The 17,392-nt window shown below is 66.3% G+C and carries 15 protein-coding genes and 1 pseudogene; 4 read left to right on the top strand and 12 right to left on the bottom strand.

Annotated features, from left to right (window positions below; all coding sequences use genetic code 11):
* Nucleotides 1-96: 96 nt before the first annotated feature.
* The 4 genes and pseudogenes from xdhB to uraH form a co-directional block, all read right to left on the bottom strand.
* Nucleotides 97-2,403 (bottom strand): xanthine dehydrogenase molybdopterin binding subunit, encoded by a 2,307-nt coding sequence (gene xdhB / locus D3874_RS02405; protein WP_119776052.1) that lies wholly within the window; start codon nt 2,401-2,403, stop codon nt 97-99.
* Complete coding sequence (locus D3874_RS29875) at nt 2,390-2,875, bottom strand: hypothetical protein (protein ID WP_233559797.1); 486 nt, start codon at nt 2,873-2,875, stop codon at nt 2,390-2,392. The genes xdhB and D3874_RS29875 overlap by 14 nt, the downstream gene beginning before the upstream one ends.
* The gene (locus D3874_RS02400; protein WP_233559796.1) at nt 2,812-3,876 is read right to left on the bottom strand and encodes a xanthine dehydrogenase small subunit; all 1,065 of its coding nucleotides are present in this window, start codon (nt 3,874-3,876) and stop codon (nt 2,812-2,814) included. The genes D3874_RS29875 and D3874_RS02400 overlap by 64 nt, the downstream gene beginning before the upstream one ends.
* Before the next feature lie 3 nt (nt 3,877-3,879).
* Nucleotides 3,880-4,241 (bottom strand): annotated as a pseudogene (gene uraH, locus D3874_RS02395) (hydroxyisourate hydrolase).
* A gap of 158 nt (nt 4,242-4,399) precedes the next feature.
* On the opposite strand from uraH, the gene puuE reads away from it, so the two are divergent.
* Nucleotides 4,400-5,305 (top strand): allantoinase PuuE, encoded by a 906-nt coding sequence (gene puuE, locus D3874_RS02390; RefSeq protein WP_119776050.1) that lies wholly within the window; start codon nt 4,400-4,402, stop codon nt 5,303-5,305.
* A 3-nt stretch (nt 5,306-5,308) separates the two neighbouring features.
* The gene (gene uraD / locus D3874_RS02385) at nt 5,309-5,791 is read left to right on the top strand and encodes a 2-oxo-4-hydroxy-4-carboxy-5-ureidoimidazoline decarboxylase (RefSeq protein ID WP_119776047.1); all 483 of its coding nucleotides are present in this window, start codon (nt 5,309-5,311) and stop codon (nt 5,789-5,791) included.
* Nucleotides 5,792-5,941: 150 nt separating this feature from the next.
* Here uraD and D3874_RS02380 read toward each other — a convergent pair whose 3' ends face one another.
* From D3874_RS02380 to D3874_RS02345, 8 genes are all read right to left on the bottom strand, one after another.
* Nucleotides 5,942-6,598, bottom strand: coding sequence for a flavin reductase family protein (locus D3874_RS02380; protein WP_119776045.1), 657 nt, complete (start codon nt 6,596-6,598; stop codon nt 5,942-5,944).
* 8 nt (nt 6,599-6,606) lie between these two features.
* Nucleotides 6,607-7,338 (bottom strand): aspartate/glutamate racemase family protein, encoded by a 732-nt coding sequence (locus D3874_RS02375; protein ID WP_119776043.1) that lies wholly within the window; start codon nt 7,336-7,338, stop codon nt 6,607-6,609.
* 12 nt (nt 7,339-7,350) lie between these two features.
* Entirely contained in the window at nt 7,351-8,193 is an 843-nt protein-coding gene (locus tag D3874_RS02370; protein ID WP_119776042.1) for an ABC transporter permease, read from the bottom strand.
* Nucleotides 8,194-8,196: 3 nt separating this feature from the next.
* Nucleotides 8,197-9,087, bottom strand: a complete 891-nt coding sequence (locus tag D3874_RS02365) for an ABC transporter permease (protein WP_119776041.1) — start codon at nt 9,085-9,087, stop codon at nt 8,197-8,199.
* A gap of 144 nt (nt 9,088-9,231) precedes the next feature.
* The gene (locus tag D3874_RS02360) at nt 9,232-10,524 is read right to left on the bottom strand and encodes an ABC transporter substrate-binding protein (protein ID WP_119776040.1); all 1,293 of its coding nucleotides are present in this window, start codon (nt 10,522-10,524) and stop codon (nt 9,232-9,234) included.
* 22 nt (nt 10,525-10,546) lie between these two features.
* The gene (locus D3874_RS02355; protein WP_119776039.1) at nt 10,547-11,557 is read right to left on the bottom strand and encodes an ABC transporter ATP-binding protein; all 1,011 of its coding nucleotides are present in this window, start codon (nt 11,555-11,557) and stop codon (nt 10,547-10,549) included.
* 138 nt (nt 11,558-11,695) lie between these two features.
* A complete protein-coding gene (locus D3874_RS02350) occupies nt 11,696-13,327 on the bottom strand; it encodes an HAL/PAL/TAL family ammonia-lyase (protein ID WP_119776037.1) in 1,632 nt (543 codons plus the stop codon).
* A gap of 148 nt (nt 13,328-13,475) precedes the next feature.
* Nucleotides 13,476-14,756: an allantoate amidohydrolase gene (locus D3874_RS02345; protein WP_119776035.1), complete on the bottom strand. Its 1,281-nt coding sequence runs from the start codon at nt 14,754-14,756 to the stop codon at nt 13,476-13,478.
* A gap of 151 nt (nt 14,757-14,907) precedes the next feature.
* Between D3874_RS02345 and upp the strand changes: the two genes are divergently transcribed.
* Nucleotides 14,908-15,540 carry a uracil phosphoribosyltransferase gene (gene upp, locus D3874_RS02340; protein ID WP_119776033.1) on the top strand — a complete coding sequence of 211 codons (633 nt, stop codon included), beginning with the start codon at nt 14,908-14,910 and terminating at the stop codon, nt 15,538-15,540.
* Between the two features lie 16 nt (nt 15,541-15,556).
* Nucleotides 15,557-17,266, top strand: coding sequence for an adenine deaminase (gene ade / locus D3874_RS02335; RefSeq protein WP_119776031.1), 1,710 nt, complete (start codon nt 15,557-15,559; stop codon nt 17,264-17,266).
* Nucleotides 17,267-17,392: the final 126 nt, after the last annotated feature.

Below are 17,392 nucleotides of genomic sequence, written 5' to 3'. Positions count from 1 at the left end.
ATGGTGTCCTGTGTCATTTTAGGGGGCGAGTCCGAACCCATAGAGGTCTACGAAAGTATTCTATCGTAAAAGGAGAATGTTAATAGGAAAAACCATTTAAGAGGGATTTTTCAGCGCCTCGATGGTCGCCAGTACCCGCTCGGGTGTCGCCGGCGCGTCCAGGCGCGGGCAGACCTTGTGATCGGCGACGCTGGCGATGGCGTCGGACAGGGCGTGCAGCACCGACATGGCCAGCATGAACGGCGGCTCGCCCACGGCCTTGGAGCGGAAGATGGTCTCCTCGGCATTCTCGTGCGCGTCGAGCAAGGTGACCTCGAAGTGCATCGGCCGGTCGCCGCAGGCCGGGATCTTGTAGGTCGAGGGGGCGTGGGTGCGCAGGCGACCCTTGTCGTCCCACCACAATTCCTCGGTGGTGAGCCAGCCCATGCCCTGGACGAAGCCGCCCTCGATCTGGCCGATGTCGATGGCCGGGTTCAGGGATTTGCCGACATCGTGGAGGATATCCACCCGTTCCATCCGGTATTCGCCGGTCAGGGTGTCGACCGCGACCTGCGAGCAGGCGGCGCCATAGGCGAAATAATAGAACGGCCGGCCGCGGCCCGATGCCCGGTCCCAGTGGATCTTGGGCGTCTTGTAGAAGCCGCTGGCCGATAGCTGGATGCGGGCGGCGTAGGCCCGGCGGACGAAATCGGCAAAGCTCAAGGTCTCGCCGCCGATCTGCACCATGCCGTCGGCGAAGGCGACCTGCGCTGCCTGCCCCTGCCAGCGTTCGGCCGCGAAGGCGGTCAGGCGTTCGCGGATCGTGCGTGCCGCCGCCTGGGCGGCCATGCCATTGAGGTCCGAGCCCGACGAGGCGGCGGTGGCGGAGGTGTTGGGCACCTTCGAGGTATCGGTCGCTGTGATGCGCACCGACTCTACCCCCAAACCGAATTCGCTGGCCACCACCTGGGCCACCTTCACATGCAGGCCCTGGCCCATCTCGGTGCCGCCATGGTTCAGCATGATGCTGCCATCGGTATAGACATGCACCAGGGCGCCGGCCTGGTTGTAATGGGTCGCGGTGAAGGAGATGCCGAACTTGACCGGGGTCAACGCCAGCCCGCGCTTGATCACCGGACTCGTGGCATTCGCGGCATGGAGCGCGGCACGCCGCTCGGCATAGCGGCACTTGGCCTCCAGTTCCGCGATCAGGCGGGGCGCGACATTGTCCTCGACGGTCTGGTGGTAGGGTGTGACGTTGCGTGTATCCTGGCCATAGAGGTTGCGCTTGCGCACCTCCAGCGGGTCGAGCCCCAGGTGGAAGGCGATCTCGTCCATCACCCGTTCGGCCAGGACCATGCCCTGCGGCCCGCCGAAACCGCGGAAGGCGGTGTTGGAAACCGTGTTGGTCTTCAAGGGCAGGGAGGTGAGCCTTACGGCTGGGTAGTAATAGGTATTGTCGGCATGGAACAGGGCGCGATCGGTGATCGGGCCTGACAGGTCGGCCGAATAGCCGCAGCGGGCGGCGAACAGGCCTTCGATGCCCTGCACCCTGCCGTCGTCGTCGAAGCCGACTTTGTAGTCGATCTCGAAATCATGGCGCTTGCCGGTCACGATCATGTCGTCGTCGCGGTCGGGGCGCAGCTTGGCGGCGCGGCCGGTCTTGCGGGCGACCAGGGCCGCCAGGCAGGCGAAGATATTGCCCTGGGTTTCCTTGCCGCCGAAGGCCCCGCCCATGCGCCGCATCTCGACGCTGACGGCATGGGAGGCGACGCCCAGGGTGTGGGCGACCATGTGCTGGATCTCGCTGGGGTGCTGGGTCGAGCACAGCACCCGCATCTCGTCACCCTCGCCGGGAATGGCCAGCGCGATCTGGCTTTCCAGGTAGAAATGCTCCTGCCCGCCCACGGTCAGGCGGCCCTCGATGACATGGGGCGATGCGGCGATGGCGGCGGATGCCTCGCCCCGTGCCAGGGTCATCGGCGGGGTCACCAGGGTGCCGCCCGGTCGCGCCGCGGCGATATCGGTTACGGCCGGCAGGTCTTTGTAGGTTACCCTGGCCAGGCGGGCGGCGAGGCGGGCGGCATCGCGCGTGGTCGCGGCGACGACGAACAGGGGATGGCCATAGAACAATACCTCGTCGCGGGCCAGGATCGGCTCGTCATGGGCGTGGATGGGGCTGATGTCGACCTCGGCGGGCATATCGGTGCCGGCCAGCACCAGCACCACCCCAGGGGCGGCGCGCACCGCCGACAGGTCCAGATGGGTCACCTTGGCATGGGCCCGTTCCGACAGGCCCAGGGCCAGGTGCAAGGTTCCGGCGGGGTCGGGAATATCATCGACGTAATGGGCGGTGCCGGTGACATGACGCGCGGCACTCTCGTGCGGCGTCGGGCGATGGACGGCAAGGTCAGGCATGGTCATGGCTGATCTCCCGCTTGTCCCACAGCCGTGTCTCGACACCGCTGTCGTCCGCCTCGGCCAGCAGGCGCAGCAGCAGGTTGCGCGCCACCGCCATGCGATAGTCGGCCGAGGCGCGCATGTCGGTCAGCGGCGTGAAATCGGCGGCCAGCGCATCCATCGCCGTCTCGATCGCGGCGCGGTCGAGACGTTTGCCGGTCAGGGCCGCCTCGGCGCTGGGGCTGCGCTTGGGCGTCCCGGCCATGCCGCCATAGGCGATGCGCGCGGCGACGATACGGTCGTGATCGAAGGTCAGGCAGAAGGCGCCCAGCACCGCGGAAATATCCTGGTCGAAGCGCTTGGAGATCTTGTAGGCCTTGAACACGGTTTCGGGGTGCGGCCGGGGGATCGAGATCTTCTCGACGAATTCGCTCAGGCCCCGGTCCTGCTTGCCGTAGTCGAGGAAGTAGTGCTCGATCGGCAGCACCCGGCGCATCGCCCCGGCCCGCAGATGCAACCTGGCCCCAGCGCAATTAGCATGGGCGGGGTATCGCCGATGGGCGAGCCGTTGGCGACATTGCCGCCGATGGTGCCGGCATTGCGGATCTGGGTCGAGCCCAGCCGGCGCAGCACGGCGCCGAAATCCGGCCACAGGCGGGCCAGTGTCTCCAGCGCGTCGCTGTAGGTGACGCCCGCCCCGATCTCGATGCCGGCGGGGGTTTCCTCGATCCGGGCAAGGTCGGCCGCGCGGCCGATCCAGACCAGCGGCGTGGGACGCTTCAAGTGTTTCGTGAACCACAGGCCGACGTCGGTTGCACCGGCGACGATGGTCGCCTGGGGATGGTCGACCAGGACATCCGCCAGCGCGTCGCCGTTGGCGGGGGCGAAGAAGCGCCGGCCCTTGCCATCGCTCAAGGCCAGGTGGGCGCCATCGTCCAGGGCGCGCAGCCGGGTCAGGGTCTGGCTTTGCGCCAGATCGAACTGATCGGGTGCCGGCGCGTCGGCCAGGTCCCGCGCGGCGCGCGCGATGGGGGCATAGCCGGTGCAACGGCACAGGTTGCCGGCCAGGGCCTCGTCGATATCCTGGTCGTCCGGCGCGGCCAGATCCGCCTTGGTCATGGCAAACAGCGACATGACGAAGCCCGGCGTGCAAAAACCGCATTGCGAGCCATGGGCATCGACCATGGCCTGCTGCACGGGGTGCAGGGTGCCATCGGCGGCGGCCAGATCCTCGACGGTGATCAACTGGCAGCCGTCCAGGGTGCCCAGGGGCTGGATGCAGGCATTGACCGCGCGGTAGGTCAGGTGGTTGCCCTCGCCGGGGCGCGCCACGACGACGCTGCAGGCGCCGCAATCCCCCTCGGCACAGCCTTCCTTGGTGCCGGTGCGCCGTTCGACCAGGCGCAGATGATCGAGCACGGTCGTGGTCGGCTCCATCACCTTGATCTCGCGCAGTTCGGTGCCCAGCAGGAAGCGCAAGGTATCGCGGCTGGTCATGGCTCAGCTTCCCCGATAGGTCGAGAAGCTGTAGGGCGAGACCAGCAGCGGCACATGATAGTGCTGGCCGGCATCGGCGATGCCGAAGCGGATCGGGATCACGTCGAGGAAGGCCGGCTCGGGCAGGGCGACGCCGCGCGCGCGGAAATAGGCGCCGGCCTCGAAGACCAGCTCATAAGTGCCGGGACCAAGGCGTCACCCGCCAGGATCGGCCCGTCGCAGCGGCCGTCGTGATTCGTGATGGCGCTGACCAGCAATTCGCCAGCACCTGCGGCCGAGAGGCGATAGAGCGTGATCTTCACCCCGGCCGCGGGCACGCCGTGGGCGGCATCCAGCACATGGGTGGTCAATCTGCCAGCGCTCATCACGTCACCCTCTAAGCCTTTCCCATGGTGGCGGCGGGGGCCGCACCGGGGGAAGGCTGGATTTGCTCAAACATCTTACAATAATCGCGAATGATCGCCCCATCGCCTTGGGCCCAACAGGCATTAAGATGCGGGCAGACACGGCAAGAGAGCGTTTCATGACCTGGCAGCCCCCGCGCGACCTGATCGGCTATGGCCCGACGCCGCCCAAGGCCAATTGGCCGGGTGGTGCGCGGATCGCGGTGCAGATCGTCCTCAACTACGAGGAGGGCGGCGAGAATTCGATCGAGAACGGCGACGCTGCGTCGGAGGCTTTCCTGTCCGAGGTGGTGAATGCCCAACCCCTGACCGGCGTGCGCCACCTGTCGGTCGAATCGATCTTCGACTATGGCGCGCGGGTCGGCGTGTGGCGCCTGCTGAAGCTGTTCGAGGCGAAGAAGGTGCCGGTGACGGTGTTCGCCGTGGCCCTGGCGGCGCAGAAATACCCGGCGCTGATCCGCGCCATGGTCGACGCCGGCCACGAGATCGCCAGCCACGGCCTGCGCTGGATCAACTACCAGTATGTCGAAGAGGCGGTGGAGCGCGCCCATCTTCAACAGGCCGTCGAAATCCTGACCCAGGTCGCCGGCACCCGGCCGCTGGGCTGGTACACCGGGCGCACCGGCCCCAATACCCGGCGCCTGGTCGCCGAACACGGCGGCTTCCTCTACGACGCCGATGCCTATGACGACGAACTGCCCTATTGGCAGGATGTGGCGGGCAAGCCCCTGCTGATCGTGCCCTATACGCTCGATGCCAACGACATGCGCTTCATCAACGCCCAGGGTTTCGGCGAGGGGCAGCAGTTCTATAGCTATCTGAAGGACAGCTTCGACACGCTCTACAAGGAAGGCGCGGAGACGCCGCGCATGCTCTCCATCGGCCTGCATTGCCGGCTGGCCGGGCGGCCCGGGCGCTTCGCGGCGGTGGAGAGGTTCATCGACTATGCCCAGTCCCATGAAGGGGTCTGGTTTGCCCGGCGGGTGGATATCGCGCGCCATTGGCACCAGTACCACCCGGCGTGACCCATGGACCGTGATGCCTTCATCGCCAGGTTCGGCGGCGTGTTCGAACATTCGCCCTGGATTGCCGCGGCCGCCTTCGATGCCGGGATCGGCGATTATTCGGCTGAGGGAATCCACGCGGCGCTGTGCCGGGCGCTGGAACCGGCATTGCATGAGGCGAAGCTGGCCTTGCTGAACGCCCACCCGGATCTCGCGGGCAAACTGGCCCTGGCCAAGGGCCTGACCGCCGAATCGACGGCGGAACAGGCCGGCGCCGGCCTGGACCGGCTGACTCCGGCGGAACTGGCGCGCTTCACCGCCTTGAACGAGGCCTACAAGGCGCGCTTCGGCTTCCCCTTCATCATCGCGGTCAAAGGCCTCGACAAGCACGCCATCCTGGCCGCGTTCGAGGTGCGCGTGACGAATGCACCGGAAGTCGAATTCGCCACCGCCCTGGAACAGGTAAAGCGCATCGCGCTGTTGCGGTTACGCCAGATGCTCCCCTAATCACCAGCAGAGCCCTCTCCTCCCCGGAGGAGAGGGTTGGGTGAGGAGGGTGGCTGACATGAGCGAGATCTGTCCCATCGACCACCTCACCCTCCCATTGCTGCGCAATGGGCCCCTCCCTCTCCCCCGCAAACGGCGGAGAGGGGACTTTCACCGCGGCCGTCTGGCGTTCGGCGTGTGGTTCGTCTCCCATTCCTCGACGCTCAACCTGGCGAGGTCGAAGATGTCGCGGGTGGTGGCGTAACCGTTGCCGCCCAGACGGGCGATGGCATCCAGGGCCTTGGGGTCGATGTGCTTGCGCGCCACATTGATCACCCGCTCGTCGTAATGGGCGGCGACCACCTGGCCCAGGACGATGACATCCTCGCCCACCGGAATGGTCATGTAGAGGCGGCATTCCAGGGCGGCGGGGGCCTCAGCAATGCGCGGGCAAGGCACCTTGGTGCCGGGCACCGTGGTCAGGCCGGCCTCGCGCAGTTCGTCGATGCCGGGGGCGAAGGTGGTGGCGGTCACGTTCATCTTCTCGGCCAGGTCGTTCGAGACGATGTTCACCGTGAAGGCGTTGGTCGCGGCGATATTGGCCGGCGTGTCCTTGGCCTCGCCGCCGGGCCGGCTGCCTAGGCCCAGGGCCACGATCGGCGGTGCTGAACACAGGGCGTTGAAGAAGCTGAACGGCGCGGCATTGACCCGGCCCTGCGCGTCCACCGTGGTCACCCAGGCGATGGGCCGGGGCACCACCGTGCCGATCAGCAGCTTGTACTGGTCCTGGGGGGAGAGGTCGTCGAAATCGAAGGTCGCTGTCGCCACAATGCGCCTCAGGGGGAAAGATACGCGAGACCCCCACTATAGGACTTGGGCAGCGGTGGGGCGAGTTCGCCCCGTTTCGAGGTTTTGAGATTCAGGCGGACCAGGGATTCGACCAGGGTCACCGCGGCGGTGACGCCTTCGACCACCGGCGCGCCGATGGCCCGCGAAATCTCGGCCGCCAGATCGGCCATGCCGGCGCAACCAAGGACGATGGCGCCCGATTCGTCTTCCCGCAGGGCGGCGCGGCATTCCTCGATGATGCGGGTGCCGGCGTTGGAGGCGGGGTCTTCCAGTTCCAGCACCGCGATGTCGGTTGCGCGCACCTTGCGGCAGAAACGGGCCATGCCGTAACGCTCGGCCAGGTGTTCGGCGATGCCCTTGGTCCGGGCCAGGGTGGTGACGACGGAAAAGCCGGGCGCGATCAGGCTGGCCATGTGCATGGCCGCCTCGGCGATGCCCACCACCGGGCCGTTGGCCAGCTCGCGCGCGGCCATCAGGCCGGGATCGCCGAAGCAGGCGATGATGTAGCCGTCGAAACCTTGGGCCTCGCCCGAACGAATTTCCTCGAGCAGGCCGATGGTGGCGACCGCCTCGTCATAATGGCCCTCGATCGAGGCCGGCCCGCCTTGCGGCGACACCGCCACGATTTCGGTGCCCGGCATGGCCACCGCACGGGCGGCGGCGGCCATCTTGTCGGTCATCGACCAGGTGGTGTTGGGGTTGATCAGCTTGATGCGCATGGCGCCACGCTATCACACCCCGCGCCCGGCGTCGGAGCCCTTGCCCGCCCGCCGGCGCTGGACATAGACCACGCCGTAGAGCGCGGCGGTGATCACCACGATCGACAGCAGGGTGGTGACCGTGCCCAGGGCATAGAGCACGGGGGTGGTGACGCTGGTGGTCATGCCGTAGATCTCCAGGGGCAGGGTGTTGTAGCTGCCGGTGGTCATCAGGCTGCGGGCGAATTCGTCATAGGACAGGGTGAAGCCGAACAGGCCCACCCCGATCAGCGAGGGCAGCAGGATCGGCACGGTGACATGGCGCAGGGTCTGCCATGGGCTGGCGCCCTGGTCCCGTGCCGCCTCCTCGAAGGCTTTGTTGAAGCGGTTGAAGACGGCGAACATGATCAGCAGGCCGAAGGGCAGGGTCCACGTCAGGTGCGCGCCCAGCGCCGAGGTGTTCCAGGCCGGCTCGATCCCCAGCACGTTGAACATCAGGCCGATCCCCAAGCTGACCAGGATCGAGGGCACGATCAGGCTGGCGATGGCGAGATAGAACAGCGGCGTCGAGCCGAAGAAGCGCCGCCGGAAGGCAAGCCCGGCCGAGAGCGAGATGGTCACGGTGAGGATGGTGACGATCAGGCCCAGCAGCAGCGAGCGGGACAGCGAGCCGCCGAAATCGCCCACCGCCTGCTGCTGGAACAGCCGCCCGAACCAGTGCAGCGAGAAGCCGTTCATGGGGAAGGTCAGGCCGCCGTCCTCGCCCTGGAACGACAGGATCATGATGGTGATCGTGGGCCCGTAAAGGAACAGCACGAACAGGCCGAAGAAACTGGCGAGCGCCCAGAAGGCCAGGCCGCGGCGGGTCTCACGCATCGCTCACAGCTCCTTGCGAATGTCGACGACGCGCAGCATGGCGGCGACCATCAGCAGCACGATGATCAGCAGCACCACGGCATTGGCGGCGGCGGCGGGGTATTGCAGCAGGGAAATCTCGTTGGCGATCATCAGCCCGACCGAGGCGCTCTGCCCGCCCGACATCAGGCGCACCGTGATGAAATCGCCCATCACCAGGGTGACCACGAAGATCGTGCCGATCAGGATGCCCGACTTGGTCAGGGGGATGATGACGTTGACCAGGGTCTGGAAGCCGCTGGCGCCGCCGTCGCGCGCCGCCTCGATCAGGTTGCGGTCGATGCGCATCATCGAATTGAAGATCGGCACCACCATGAACTGGGCATAGAGATAAACGAAGGTGAGGATCACGCTGAAGTCCGAGAACAGCAGGAATTCCAGCGGCTGGTCGGTGACGCCGATGCCCTGCAGGGCCTGGTTCAGGATGCCGTTGCGCCCCAGGAACGGGATCCACGAAATCATGCGGATGATGTTCGAGGTCAGGAACGGGATAGTGCAGATCAGGAACAGCGCCATCTGCGCCGTCGCCGATTTCACGTGGAAGGCCACGAAATAGGCGACGGTGAAGCCGATGACCAAGGTGAACAGCCAGACCAGCACGGCATATTTGATGGTGTTGAGATAGGTCTTCCAGGTGACCTGCGAGGTCAGCAGATCGATATAGTTGGTGAACAGGAAATCGGGGTAGATCTGGACACTGTCATAGTCCCAAAAGCTGACGATGACGATGGTCAGGATGGGGATGACCAGGAACACCGCCAGCACCAGGCCCAGCGGCATCGCCTGAAGATAAGGCGCGATGGCGCCGAGGCGAAAGCGCCTGCGTTTCGGCACGGCGATGACTGCGGTACTCATGGTCTACCCCCAATGCATCCCGAATGGTGATCGTCATCCCAGCGAAAGCTGGGATCCATTGCCGTGAAGGGGCGGGATCGGGTCGAGCCTGCCCCTTCGATGGATTCCGGCTTTCGCCGGAATGACGGCGGTGTAGGTGCTCGTTCAGGCGGCGATGAACTCGTTCCACTTCTTGATCATGTAACGATCCTCGTCCATGACCGAGTTCCAGCAGGCGACCGCCCCCATACGCTCGACGAAGGCGCCGCCGTCGCGCACGGCACCGGCCTTTTCCATCACCTTGCCTTCGGGGCTGAGGATGTCGGCGGCGGCGGGCTTGCCTTCCATCCAGAAGGCCCATTCTTCCGGCGACATGAATTCCTTGGCGGTGTCGAGCACGGCCGAGTAGTAACCCTGGCGGTTCAGGTAGGCGCCGCACCAGCCCGACAGGTACCAGTTGATGTATTCATAGGCACAGTCGAGCTCGAGGCCGCTCAGGTGCTTGGCGATGCCAAGGCCGCCGCCCCAGGCGCGGTAACCTTCCTTGAGCGGCTGGTAGACGCAGGGAATGCCCTTGGAGCGGACGGCAGCCACCGCCGGCGACCACATGGACTGGATGATGACCTCGCCCGAGGCCATCAGGTTCACGCTCTCGTCGAAGCTCTTCCAGAAGGCGCGGAACTGGCCGGCCTTCTTGGCCTCGGTCAGCACACCCATGGTCTTGTCGATCTCTTCCTTCGACATGTTGCCCTTGTCAGCATATTTCCACAGGCCCGCGGATTCGCAGACCATGGCCGCATCCATGATGCCGATCGAGGGGATGTTCAGGATCGAGGCCTTGCCCTTGAAGGCAGGGTCGAGCAGGTCCTTCCAGTTGCTGATCGGGCGGCCCACCAGGTCGGGGCGGATGCCCAGCGTGTCGGCGTTGTAGATGGTCGGGATCAGGGTCATCCACTGGGTGGGTTGCTTGGCGAAGGCCTTGGCCTCCGGCGACTCGACAAAGCTGACGGTGTGCGGGGCGGTGCCCTGGGCGATCACCGATTCAGGCGTCAGCTTGCCGGTGACGAAGATAGGCACGATCTTGTCGAAATACTTGATCTTCTTCACGTCCATCGGCTGCAGGCCGCCGGTCGGGAAGACCTTCTTACAGATCCAGTATTCGATGTCGGCGATGTCGAAGGATTTGGGCTGGGTCACCGCGCGCTGGGTGATCGCGTCGGAATCGAGTGCGGTCATGGCCAGGGTGAAGCCCAGGTCGGACTTCACCTTGTCGGCGATGGCATTGAGGTTGGACACGCCGGTGCCGAACTGGCGCAGGGTGACGTCCTTGATGTTCTGCGCCCACAGGGTGGGGAAGCCGGTGATGGCGCCGCTGCCGATCGCAGTGCCGGCAAGGGCGGCGCCGCCTTTGAGGAAGCTGCGGCGGGAAGGCCCCTTGCGACGTGACTTGGTGCTCATGGTCGGTTCTCCTTGGGTCAAATCAGGCGGTCAACGGATGGGCGTGATCGGCGCTCCACCGGGCGGTGACCCGGTCGCCGATTTCCAGCGGGCTGGCGAAGAAGGCGGCTTCGTCCACCACCACCGAGAATTCGTCGGTCAGCGCGGTATCCAGGCGCAGGTGCACGGCGGCGCCGTGATACTCCATGGATCGCACGATGGCGCTGACGCAGGTGCCGTCTACCACCATGCCCTCGGCCGCGGGGATCAGGCTGATGCGGTCGCTGCGCACCGCGACCTGGCTGCCGTCCTCGACCTTGATCACATTGTGGCCGCCGATGAACTGGGCGACGAAGGCGGTGGCCGGGGCGTTGAACACGGCGCGGGGCGGGGCGGCCTGTTCGATGCGGCCGTCCTTCATGATCACCACCAGGTCGGCCAGGGCCATGGCCTCGCCCTGGCTGTGGGTAACATGGATGAAGGTGATGCCCAGTTCGAGCTGCAGGCGCTTCAATTCCTCGCGCATCCGGTCGCGCAGGAACGGGTCCAGCGCCGACAAGGGTTCGTCGAGGAGCAGGACGGAAGGCCTGGTGATCAGGGCGCGGGCCAGGGCCACACGCTGCTGCTGGCCACCCGAAAGTTGCGCCGGGAGACGATCGGCATAGCGGTCCATGTGGACCACGGCCAGCATCTCGCGCGCCTTGGCCCGGCGCTCCTCCTTGGCCACGCCGCGCATCTTCAAGGAAAAGGCGACATTGTCGACGCAGTCGAGATGGGGGAAGAGGGCATAGCTCTGGAACATCAGGGCGGTGCCGCGCTTCACCGGCGGCTCGTCCTCGACCTGGCGGTCGCCGATGCGCAAATAGCCGTCGCTGATCTCTTCGTGCCCGGCGATCATGCGCAGGGTCGAGGTCTTGCCGCAGCCGGACGGCCCAAGCAGGCAGCAATAGGTGCCCGGCGGGATCTTGAGGTCGATTCGGTCGACGGCGATGGTGCCGCCATAGGATTTGGTAACCCCGATCAACTCCACACTGCTGTCGTCGCGTACCGCCATGCCCCCGCCTCCGCACAATCGATGGGCCGATTGTGCCGGGCCGCCGCCTTATGCGGCAGTGCGGTAATCCGGAATGATTTTCAAAGAATATGAAATGATCAGGGGATTGGGAGGTGGCTAATTTTTAGGCAGATCCAATTATTCCAGCGGCCCAACGGCCGCCTCCACCGCGTCGACGATGGCATTGGAGCGGGCCAGGTCCAGGGCCGTGGCGATTTCGTCGTGGTACCAGCGGTCGCCGTCCAGCGCGGCCGGGATCACCCCGCGGATGGCTTTCAGGGCGGCGCTGGTGCCGGTCCCCAAGGGGTAGTCCTTGGCGATCGGCTCGACCAGGGACAGGGCCTGGGCGGCCATCAGGGCTTCGACCGCGACCACCTGCTCGGTGTTCTCGACGATGGTGCGGGCCTTGCGGGCGCACCAGGTGGAGTTCGAGACATGGTCTTCGGCATTGCTCTTGCCCGGGATCGAATCGACGCTGCCCGGGGTCGCCAGGTGGCGGTTCTCCATCACCAAAGCGGACATCGAGCACTGCACGGTGGCAAACCCCGTATTGAGGCCTCGCTGCCCCGCCAGCAGGTTGCGCGGCAGGCCGTAGGACATGGTGGGATCGATCAGGCGGGCCAGCCGGCGTTCTGATATCGAACTCAGGTCCGCCATCGAAATGCCCAGCAGGTCCATCGCCTGGGCGACATAGGCGCCGTGGAAATGCCCGCCGGAGATCACCGTGTAACCACCCTCGTCCAGCTCGAACATCAGAGGGTTGTCGGTCGCCGAATTGATCTCGGTGGTGACGATGCCCTCGATATAGTCCAGCGCCTGGGCCACCGGGCCGTGGACCTGGGGCGCGCAGCGCAGGGAATAGACGTCCTGCACCCGGGGCGGCGCCTTGCTCCCGGGCTGGCGGGCTTCGTCGGGGAAAATCAGGTCGCGGGCGGCCTGGTCGCAGCGTTTGGAATCGCCGACCAGGCGCAGCACATTGCGCGCCACCTTGGCCTGGCCGGGATGGGGCCGGGCGCGGTGCACACGCGGATCGAAGGCCGCCTTCTCGCCGCGCAGGGCCTCCAGGCTCAGGGCCAAGGTAATATCCGCCAGCTTGGCGATCCGCCGGGCATCGTGGGTCGCGAGCACGGCGAGTGCGAGCGACACGGTGGAGCCGTTGATCAGGGCCGAGGCATCCTTGGCCCCCAGCGGGAAATCGACCTCGAAGCCGGCCTTGGCGATCGCGCTTCGCGCGGGCATGCGCTTGCCCTTGTAGATCACCTCGGCCTTGTCCATGCCGCAGATGGTGGCGGCAAGATAGGCCAGCGGGGCCAGGTCGCCCGAGGCCCCGACCGAGCCTTTCTGCGGGATCACCGGGTGAATGCCGGCGTTGAGAAAGGCCAGCAGGCGGTCGACCACCTCGACCCTGGGCCCGGAATAGTTCGAGGCGAAGGCATTGGCGCGCAGCAGCATGGTGGCGCGGGTGACATCCTGCGCAAAGGGTTCGCCCACACCGGTGGCATGGGCCAGGATCGACTTCTCCTGATAGGCCGCCATGTCGGCCATGGGCACGCGGATTTCCTTGAACAGGCCGACCCCGGTGTTGAAGGAATACATCAGCGGCGCGTCGTCGTTCATCCAGTTGGCGTCGATGAAGGCGCGCGCCTGTTCCAGCTTGCCGCGCGACTGCAGGTGCAGGGCCGCCTTGTCGAAGCGCCCGTTGCCGTTCGGCCGGGCGACCGCCGCCACCTGGCCGATGCTCAGGCGCCGGCCGTCGATCTTCACCGTCATGACTTGTCCTCTCAAAACTGTGCCGCCTCACGAAGCCCGAATTTCCCTCTCCGCCGCGTGGCGTCGGAGAGGGAGGGGACCCGCCGCGAAGCGGTGGGGAGGGTGAGGTGGTCGCGGGGCAGAGCACGCTCTACGCCGTCGACCCACCTCACCCAACCCTCTCCCCCCTGAAGGGCGGAGAGGGCTTTTCGGCATCGAAATTCTTTATAAAGTCCATCAGGACCCGCATCGAGATGTCTGCGTCCTCGATCGTGATCGCCTCGGCCGGATTATGGCTGATGCCCTTCTCGCAGCGCACGAAGATCATGCCCACCGGGCACAGGCGGCTGAAGGCCATGGCGTCGTGCCCGGCGCCCGAGGGCAGGCGCTTGACGGCCAGCCCGGCCCGGGCAATGGCACCGCCGATCGCCTCGACCAGTTCGGGCGCGCAGCGGCAGGCGGCAGCCTCGTGGGTCAGGGTGATGGCGCTCTCGACCCCGCGCGCCTGGGCGATTTCGGCGATGCGCCGGTCGATGTCGGCCACCGCCCGGCGCCGCGCGGCATCGGACGGGGAGCGGACATCCATGGTGAAGCGCACCAGGCCGGGAATGACGTTGATCGCGCCGGGCATGACGTCGACCCGGCCGACCGTCGCCACCAGTTCCGCCTCGGCCCGGCCGCGGGCCTCGACCGCCAGCATCATTTCGGCGGCGGCCGCCAGCGCGTCGCGCCGCAGGTGCATGGGCACCGTGCCGGCATGGTTGGCGACCCCCTTGACCTCCACCGACAGGCGGCTGGCGCCGTTGATCGCGGTGACCGCGCCGACCGCCAGGCCCTCGTCCTCCAGCACCGGGCCCTGCTCGATGTGCAATTCGACGAAAGCCAGGATCTGCTCGCGTTTGCGGGCGATCTGCCCGATGCGGGCGGGGTCGCAACCGAAGGCGACCAGCGCCTCGCGCAGCGAGATACCGTCCTTGTCACGCAGGGACAGGGTGGTGGTATCGAAACTGCCGGCGATGGCGCGTGAGCCCGACAAGGTTACGGGAAAGCGCACGCCTTCCTCGTCGCCGAAGGCCACCACCTCGATGGCAAAGGGGAAACGGTCGCCCGCCTGGTGGAATGCCTCGACGCAGGCGAGTGCGGCCAGGACACCCATGTTGCCGTCGTATTTGCCGGCGTCGCGCACGGTGTCGATGTGGCTGCCCAGCATCAGGCAGGGTGCGCCGGAGGTGGTCGCTTCATAGCGGCCGACGACGTTGCCGATGGCGTCGGTCTCGACCTTCATGCCGGCGGCGCGCATCCAGCCGGCCAATTCGTCGGCGGCGGCCTTGTGGGCGCCCGACAGGAAGGTGCGGGTCAGCTTTCCCTCGTCCTCCGAGTGCCGGGCAAAGGCTTCGAGCCGCTCGTAGAGCCGCTGGCCGAGTGTCAGGTCGTTGACGGTCGGGCGCATGATGTCGAGGATAGGGGGGCCTCGCGCCGGTTGTCTGCCACGGTGATCGGCAATTGACCTTTCGGCAAAATCGAAAGATCGCGGCCCCTTTACGCGGTGGCGGCGATCGTCTTGACTGCGGGCACGAGCGGTAATGGATAGGGCACGGGCAATGGCGGACGGCGTGGTTTTGGTCGATCATCCCCTGGTGCAGCACAAGCTGACCATCATGCGGCGCAAGGAAACCTCGACCATGGGCTTCCGCCGCCTGCTGCGCGAGATCGCCATGCTGCTGGCCTATGAGGTGGTGCGCGACGTGCCGACCGAGCTGATCGAGATCGAAACCCCGATCAAGCGCTGTATGATGCCGCAACTGGCGGGCAAGAAACTGTGTCTGGTCTCGGTCCTGCGGGCGGGCGACGGCCTGCTGACCGGCATGCTGGACATCCTGCCGGCGGCCCGGGTCGGCCATGTCGGCCTCTACCGCGACCCCAAGACCCTGCAGGCGGTCGAATATTTCATGAAACTGCCCCGCGACATCGACGAGCGCCAGGTGATCGTGCTCGACCCCATGCTGGCGACCGGCAATTCGGCGGTGGCGGCGGTTTCCAAGGTGAAACAGGCCGGTTGCAGCTCGATCAAGTTCGTCAGCCTCTTGTGCGCGCCCGAAGGCATCGCCACCTTGAGGGCGGCGCACCCGGACGTGCCGATCTATACCGCCGCGATCGACGAATGCCTGAACGACCACGGCTATATCGTGCCGGGCCTGGGCGATGCCGGCGATCGCCTGTTCGGCACGAAGTAGCAAGCGGAGGGTGGCCATGGCGTACGACACCAGCTTTCTGGAGCGGATGATCGATCAGGCGCTGGGCCGGACGCAAGCCGACCTCGTCATCCGCAACACCCGCTTTCTCAACGTGGCGACCACCGAGATTGCCGAGGGCGACATCGCCATCTGCGGCAACCGCATCATCGGCACCTACGAGGGCTATCGCGGCAAGGTCGAGATCGATGGCCGCAATCTCACCTGCGTGCCGGGCTTCATCGATACCCACGTCCATTGCGAATCGAGCCTGGTGACGCCCGGCGAGTTCGACCGCTGCGTCCTGCCCCGGGGCACCACCACGGCGATCTGCGACCCCCACGAGATCTGCAACGTGCTGGGCACCCGCGGCCTCGACTATTTCCTCTCTGCTGCTGCCAACACCATGCTGGACCTGAAAGTGCAGCTTTCCTCCTGCGTGCCGGCGACGCATCTGGAGACGGCCGGCGCCAAGCTGACCGCCGACGACCTGGTCGCCTATCGCGGGCACAAGCATTCGATCGGCCTGGCCGAATTCATGAATTTCCCCGGCATCTTCTTCAAGGACCCGGAGGTGCTGGCCAAGCTCGCGGCGTTCGACGGCTGGCACATCGACGGTCACGCGCCGATGGTCACGGGGATGGAGCTGAACGCCTACCTCTCCTGTGGCATCCGCAATTGCCACGAGACCACCTCGCTGCCGGAAGCCTGGGAGAAGCTGCGCAAGGGCATGCAGGTGCTGATCCGCGAAGGCACCGTGTGCAAGGACGTGGAAACCCTGGCGCCCCTGATCACCGCCGATACCTCGTCCTTCATCGGCTTCTGCACCGACGACCGCAACCCGCTCGACATTCACGAGGAAGGCCACCTCGACCATCTGATCCGCAAGGCGATCGCCGGCGGCGTGCCGGTGGCCCATGCCTATCGCGCGGCGTCATGGTCGGCGGCGATGGGCTTTGGCCTGCGCGACCGAGGGCTGATCGCGCCGGGCAAGCGGGCGGATATCGTGCTGCTGGATGACCTGGAGACCTGCGCGGTCAACAGCGTGATCTCGGCCGGGCGGATCGTGCGGCCTGACCTGTTCGACGGGCGCGACCTGCCCAGCCCGATCGGCCTCGACTCGATGAAGCTGGAGCCGGTCTCTCCTGCGGATTTCGTCGTGCGCGCCTCGGGCCCCAGCGGCCCGGTGATCGGCATCGAGCCGGGCAAGGTGGTGACGGCGCACCTGACCATGACCCTGCCCTACGTGAACGGCGAGCGGCAGCCGGATGTGGAGCAGGACGTGCTGAAGGTCTGTGTCCTGGGGCGTCACGGCCACAACCGCAACATCGGGCGCGGCTTCGTCAAGGGCTTCGGCCTGAAGCGTGGCGCGCTCGCCTCGTCGGTCGGGCACGACAGCCACAATGTCTGCGTGGTGGGCAGCGATGATGGGGACATGGCGGTCGCCGTCAATCGCCTGATCGAACTGGGCGGCGGTTTCGTCGCGGCGATCGACGGCAAGGTGATCGGCGAACTGGCCCTGCCGCTGGCCGGGCTGGTCAGCCTGAAGCCCTTCGAGGCGGTGCGCGCCGACCTGGTCGCCCTGCGCGATGTCATCCGCGCGCTGGGCTGCCCGCTGCCCGAACCCTTCCTGCAACTGGCCTTCCTGCCCCTGCCGGTCATCCCGCACCTGAAGATCACCGACCGCGGCCTGGTCGATGTCGACAGATTCGAGCTTATCGCAGCGTAGGGAGCGCTGGGGCGGCAGCGTGCGTCCTTCGAGACGCCACGCTTCGCATGGCTCCTCAGGATGAGGAGAATCTTTGTGCCAAAACAAATCTCCTCATCCTGAGGAGGCCGAAGGGCCGTCTCGAAG

The sequence above is a fragment of the Oleomonas cavernae genome, assembly GCF_003590945.1.
Taxonomy (GTDB): Bacteria; Pseudomonadota; Alphaproteobacteria; order Zavarziniales; family Zavarziniaceae; genus Zavarzinia; species Zavarzinia cavernae.
This window is presented reverse-complemented; position numbering and strand designations above follow the sequence as displayed.

Excerpts from the sequence above, each read along its gene's own strand:
- xdhB (WP_119776052.1), bottom strand. The coding sequence starts at position 2,403 with ATGACCATGCCTGACCTTGCCGTCCATCGCCCGACGCCGCACGAGAGT.
- D3874_RS29875 (WP_233559797.1), bottom strand. The coding sequence starts at position 2,875 with ATGCGCCGGGTGCTGCCGATCGAGCACTACTTCCTCGACTACGGCAAG.
- D3874_RS02400 (WP_233559796.1), bottom strand. The coding sequence starts at position 3,876 with ATGACCAGCCGCGATACCTTGCGCTTCCTGCTGGGCACCGAACTGCGC.
- puuE (WP_119776050.1), top strand. The coding sequence starts at position 4,400 with ATGACCTGGCAGCCCCCGCGCGACCTGATCGGCTATGGCCCGACGCCG.
- uraD (WP_119776047.1), top strand. The coding sequence starts at position 5,309 with ATGGACCGTGATGCCTTCATCGCCAGGTTCGGCGGCGTGTTCGAACAT.
- D3874_RS02375 (WP_119776043.1), bottom strand. The coding sequence starts at position 7,338 with ATGCGCATCAAGCTGATCAACCCCAACACCACCTGGTCGATGACCGAC.
- D3874_RS02370 (WP_119776042.1), bottom strand. The coding sequence starts at position 8,193 with ATGCGTGAGACCCGCCGCGGCCTGGCCTTCTGGGCGCTCGCCAGTTTC.
- D3874_RS02365 (WP_119776041.1), bottom strand. The coding sequence starts at position 9,087 with ATGAGTACCGCAGTCATCGCCGTGCCGAAACGCAGGCGCTTTCGCCTC.
- D3874_RS02360 (WP_119776040.1), bottom strand. The coding sequence starts at position 10,524 with ATGAGCACCAAGTCACGTCGCAAGGGGCCTTCCCGCCGCAGCTTCCTC.
- D3874_RS02355 (WP_119776039.1), bottom strand. The coding sequence starts at position 11,557 with ATGGCGGTACGCGACGACAGCAGTGTGGAGTTGATCGGGGTTACCAAA.
- D3874_RS02350 (WP_119776037.1), bottom strand. The coding sequence starts at position 13,327 with ATGACGGTGAAGATCGACGGCCGGCGCCTGAGCATCGGCCAGGTGGCG.
- D3874_RS02345 (WP_119776035.1), bottom strand. The coding sequence starts at position 14,756 with ATGCGCCCGACCGTCAACGACCTGACACTCGGCCAGCGGCTCTACGAG.
- upp (WP_119776033.1), top strand. The coding sequence starts at position 14,908 with ATGGCGGACGGCGTGGTTTTGGTCGATCATCCCCTGGTGCAGCACAAG.
- ade (WP_119776031.1), top strand. The coding sequence starts at position 15,557 with ATGGCGTACGACACCAGCTTTCTGGAGCGGATGATCGATCAGGCGCTG.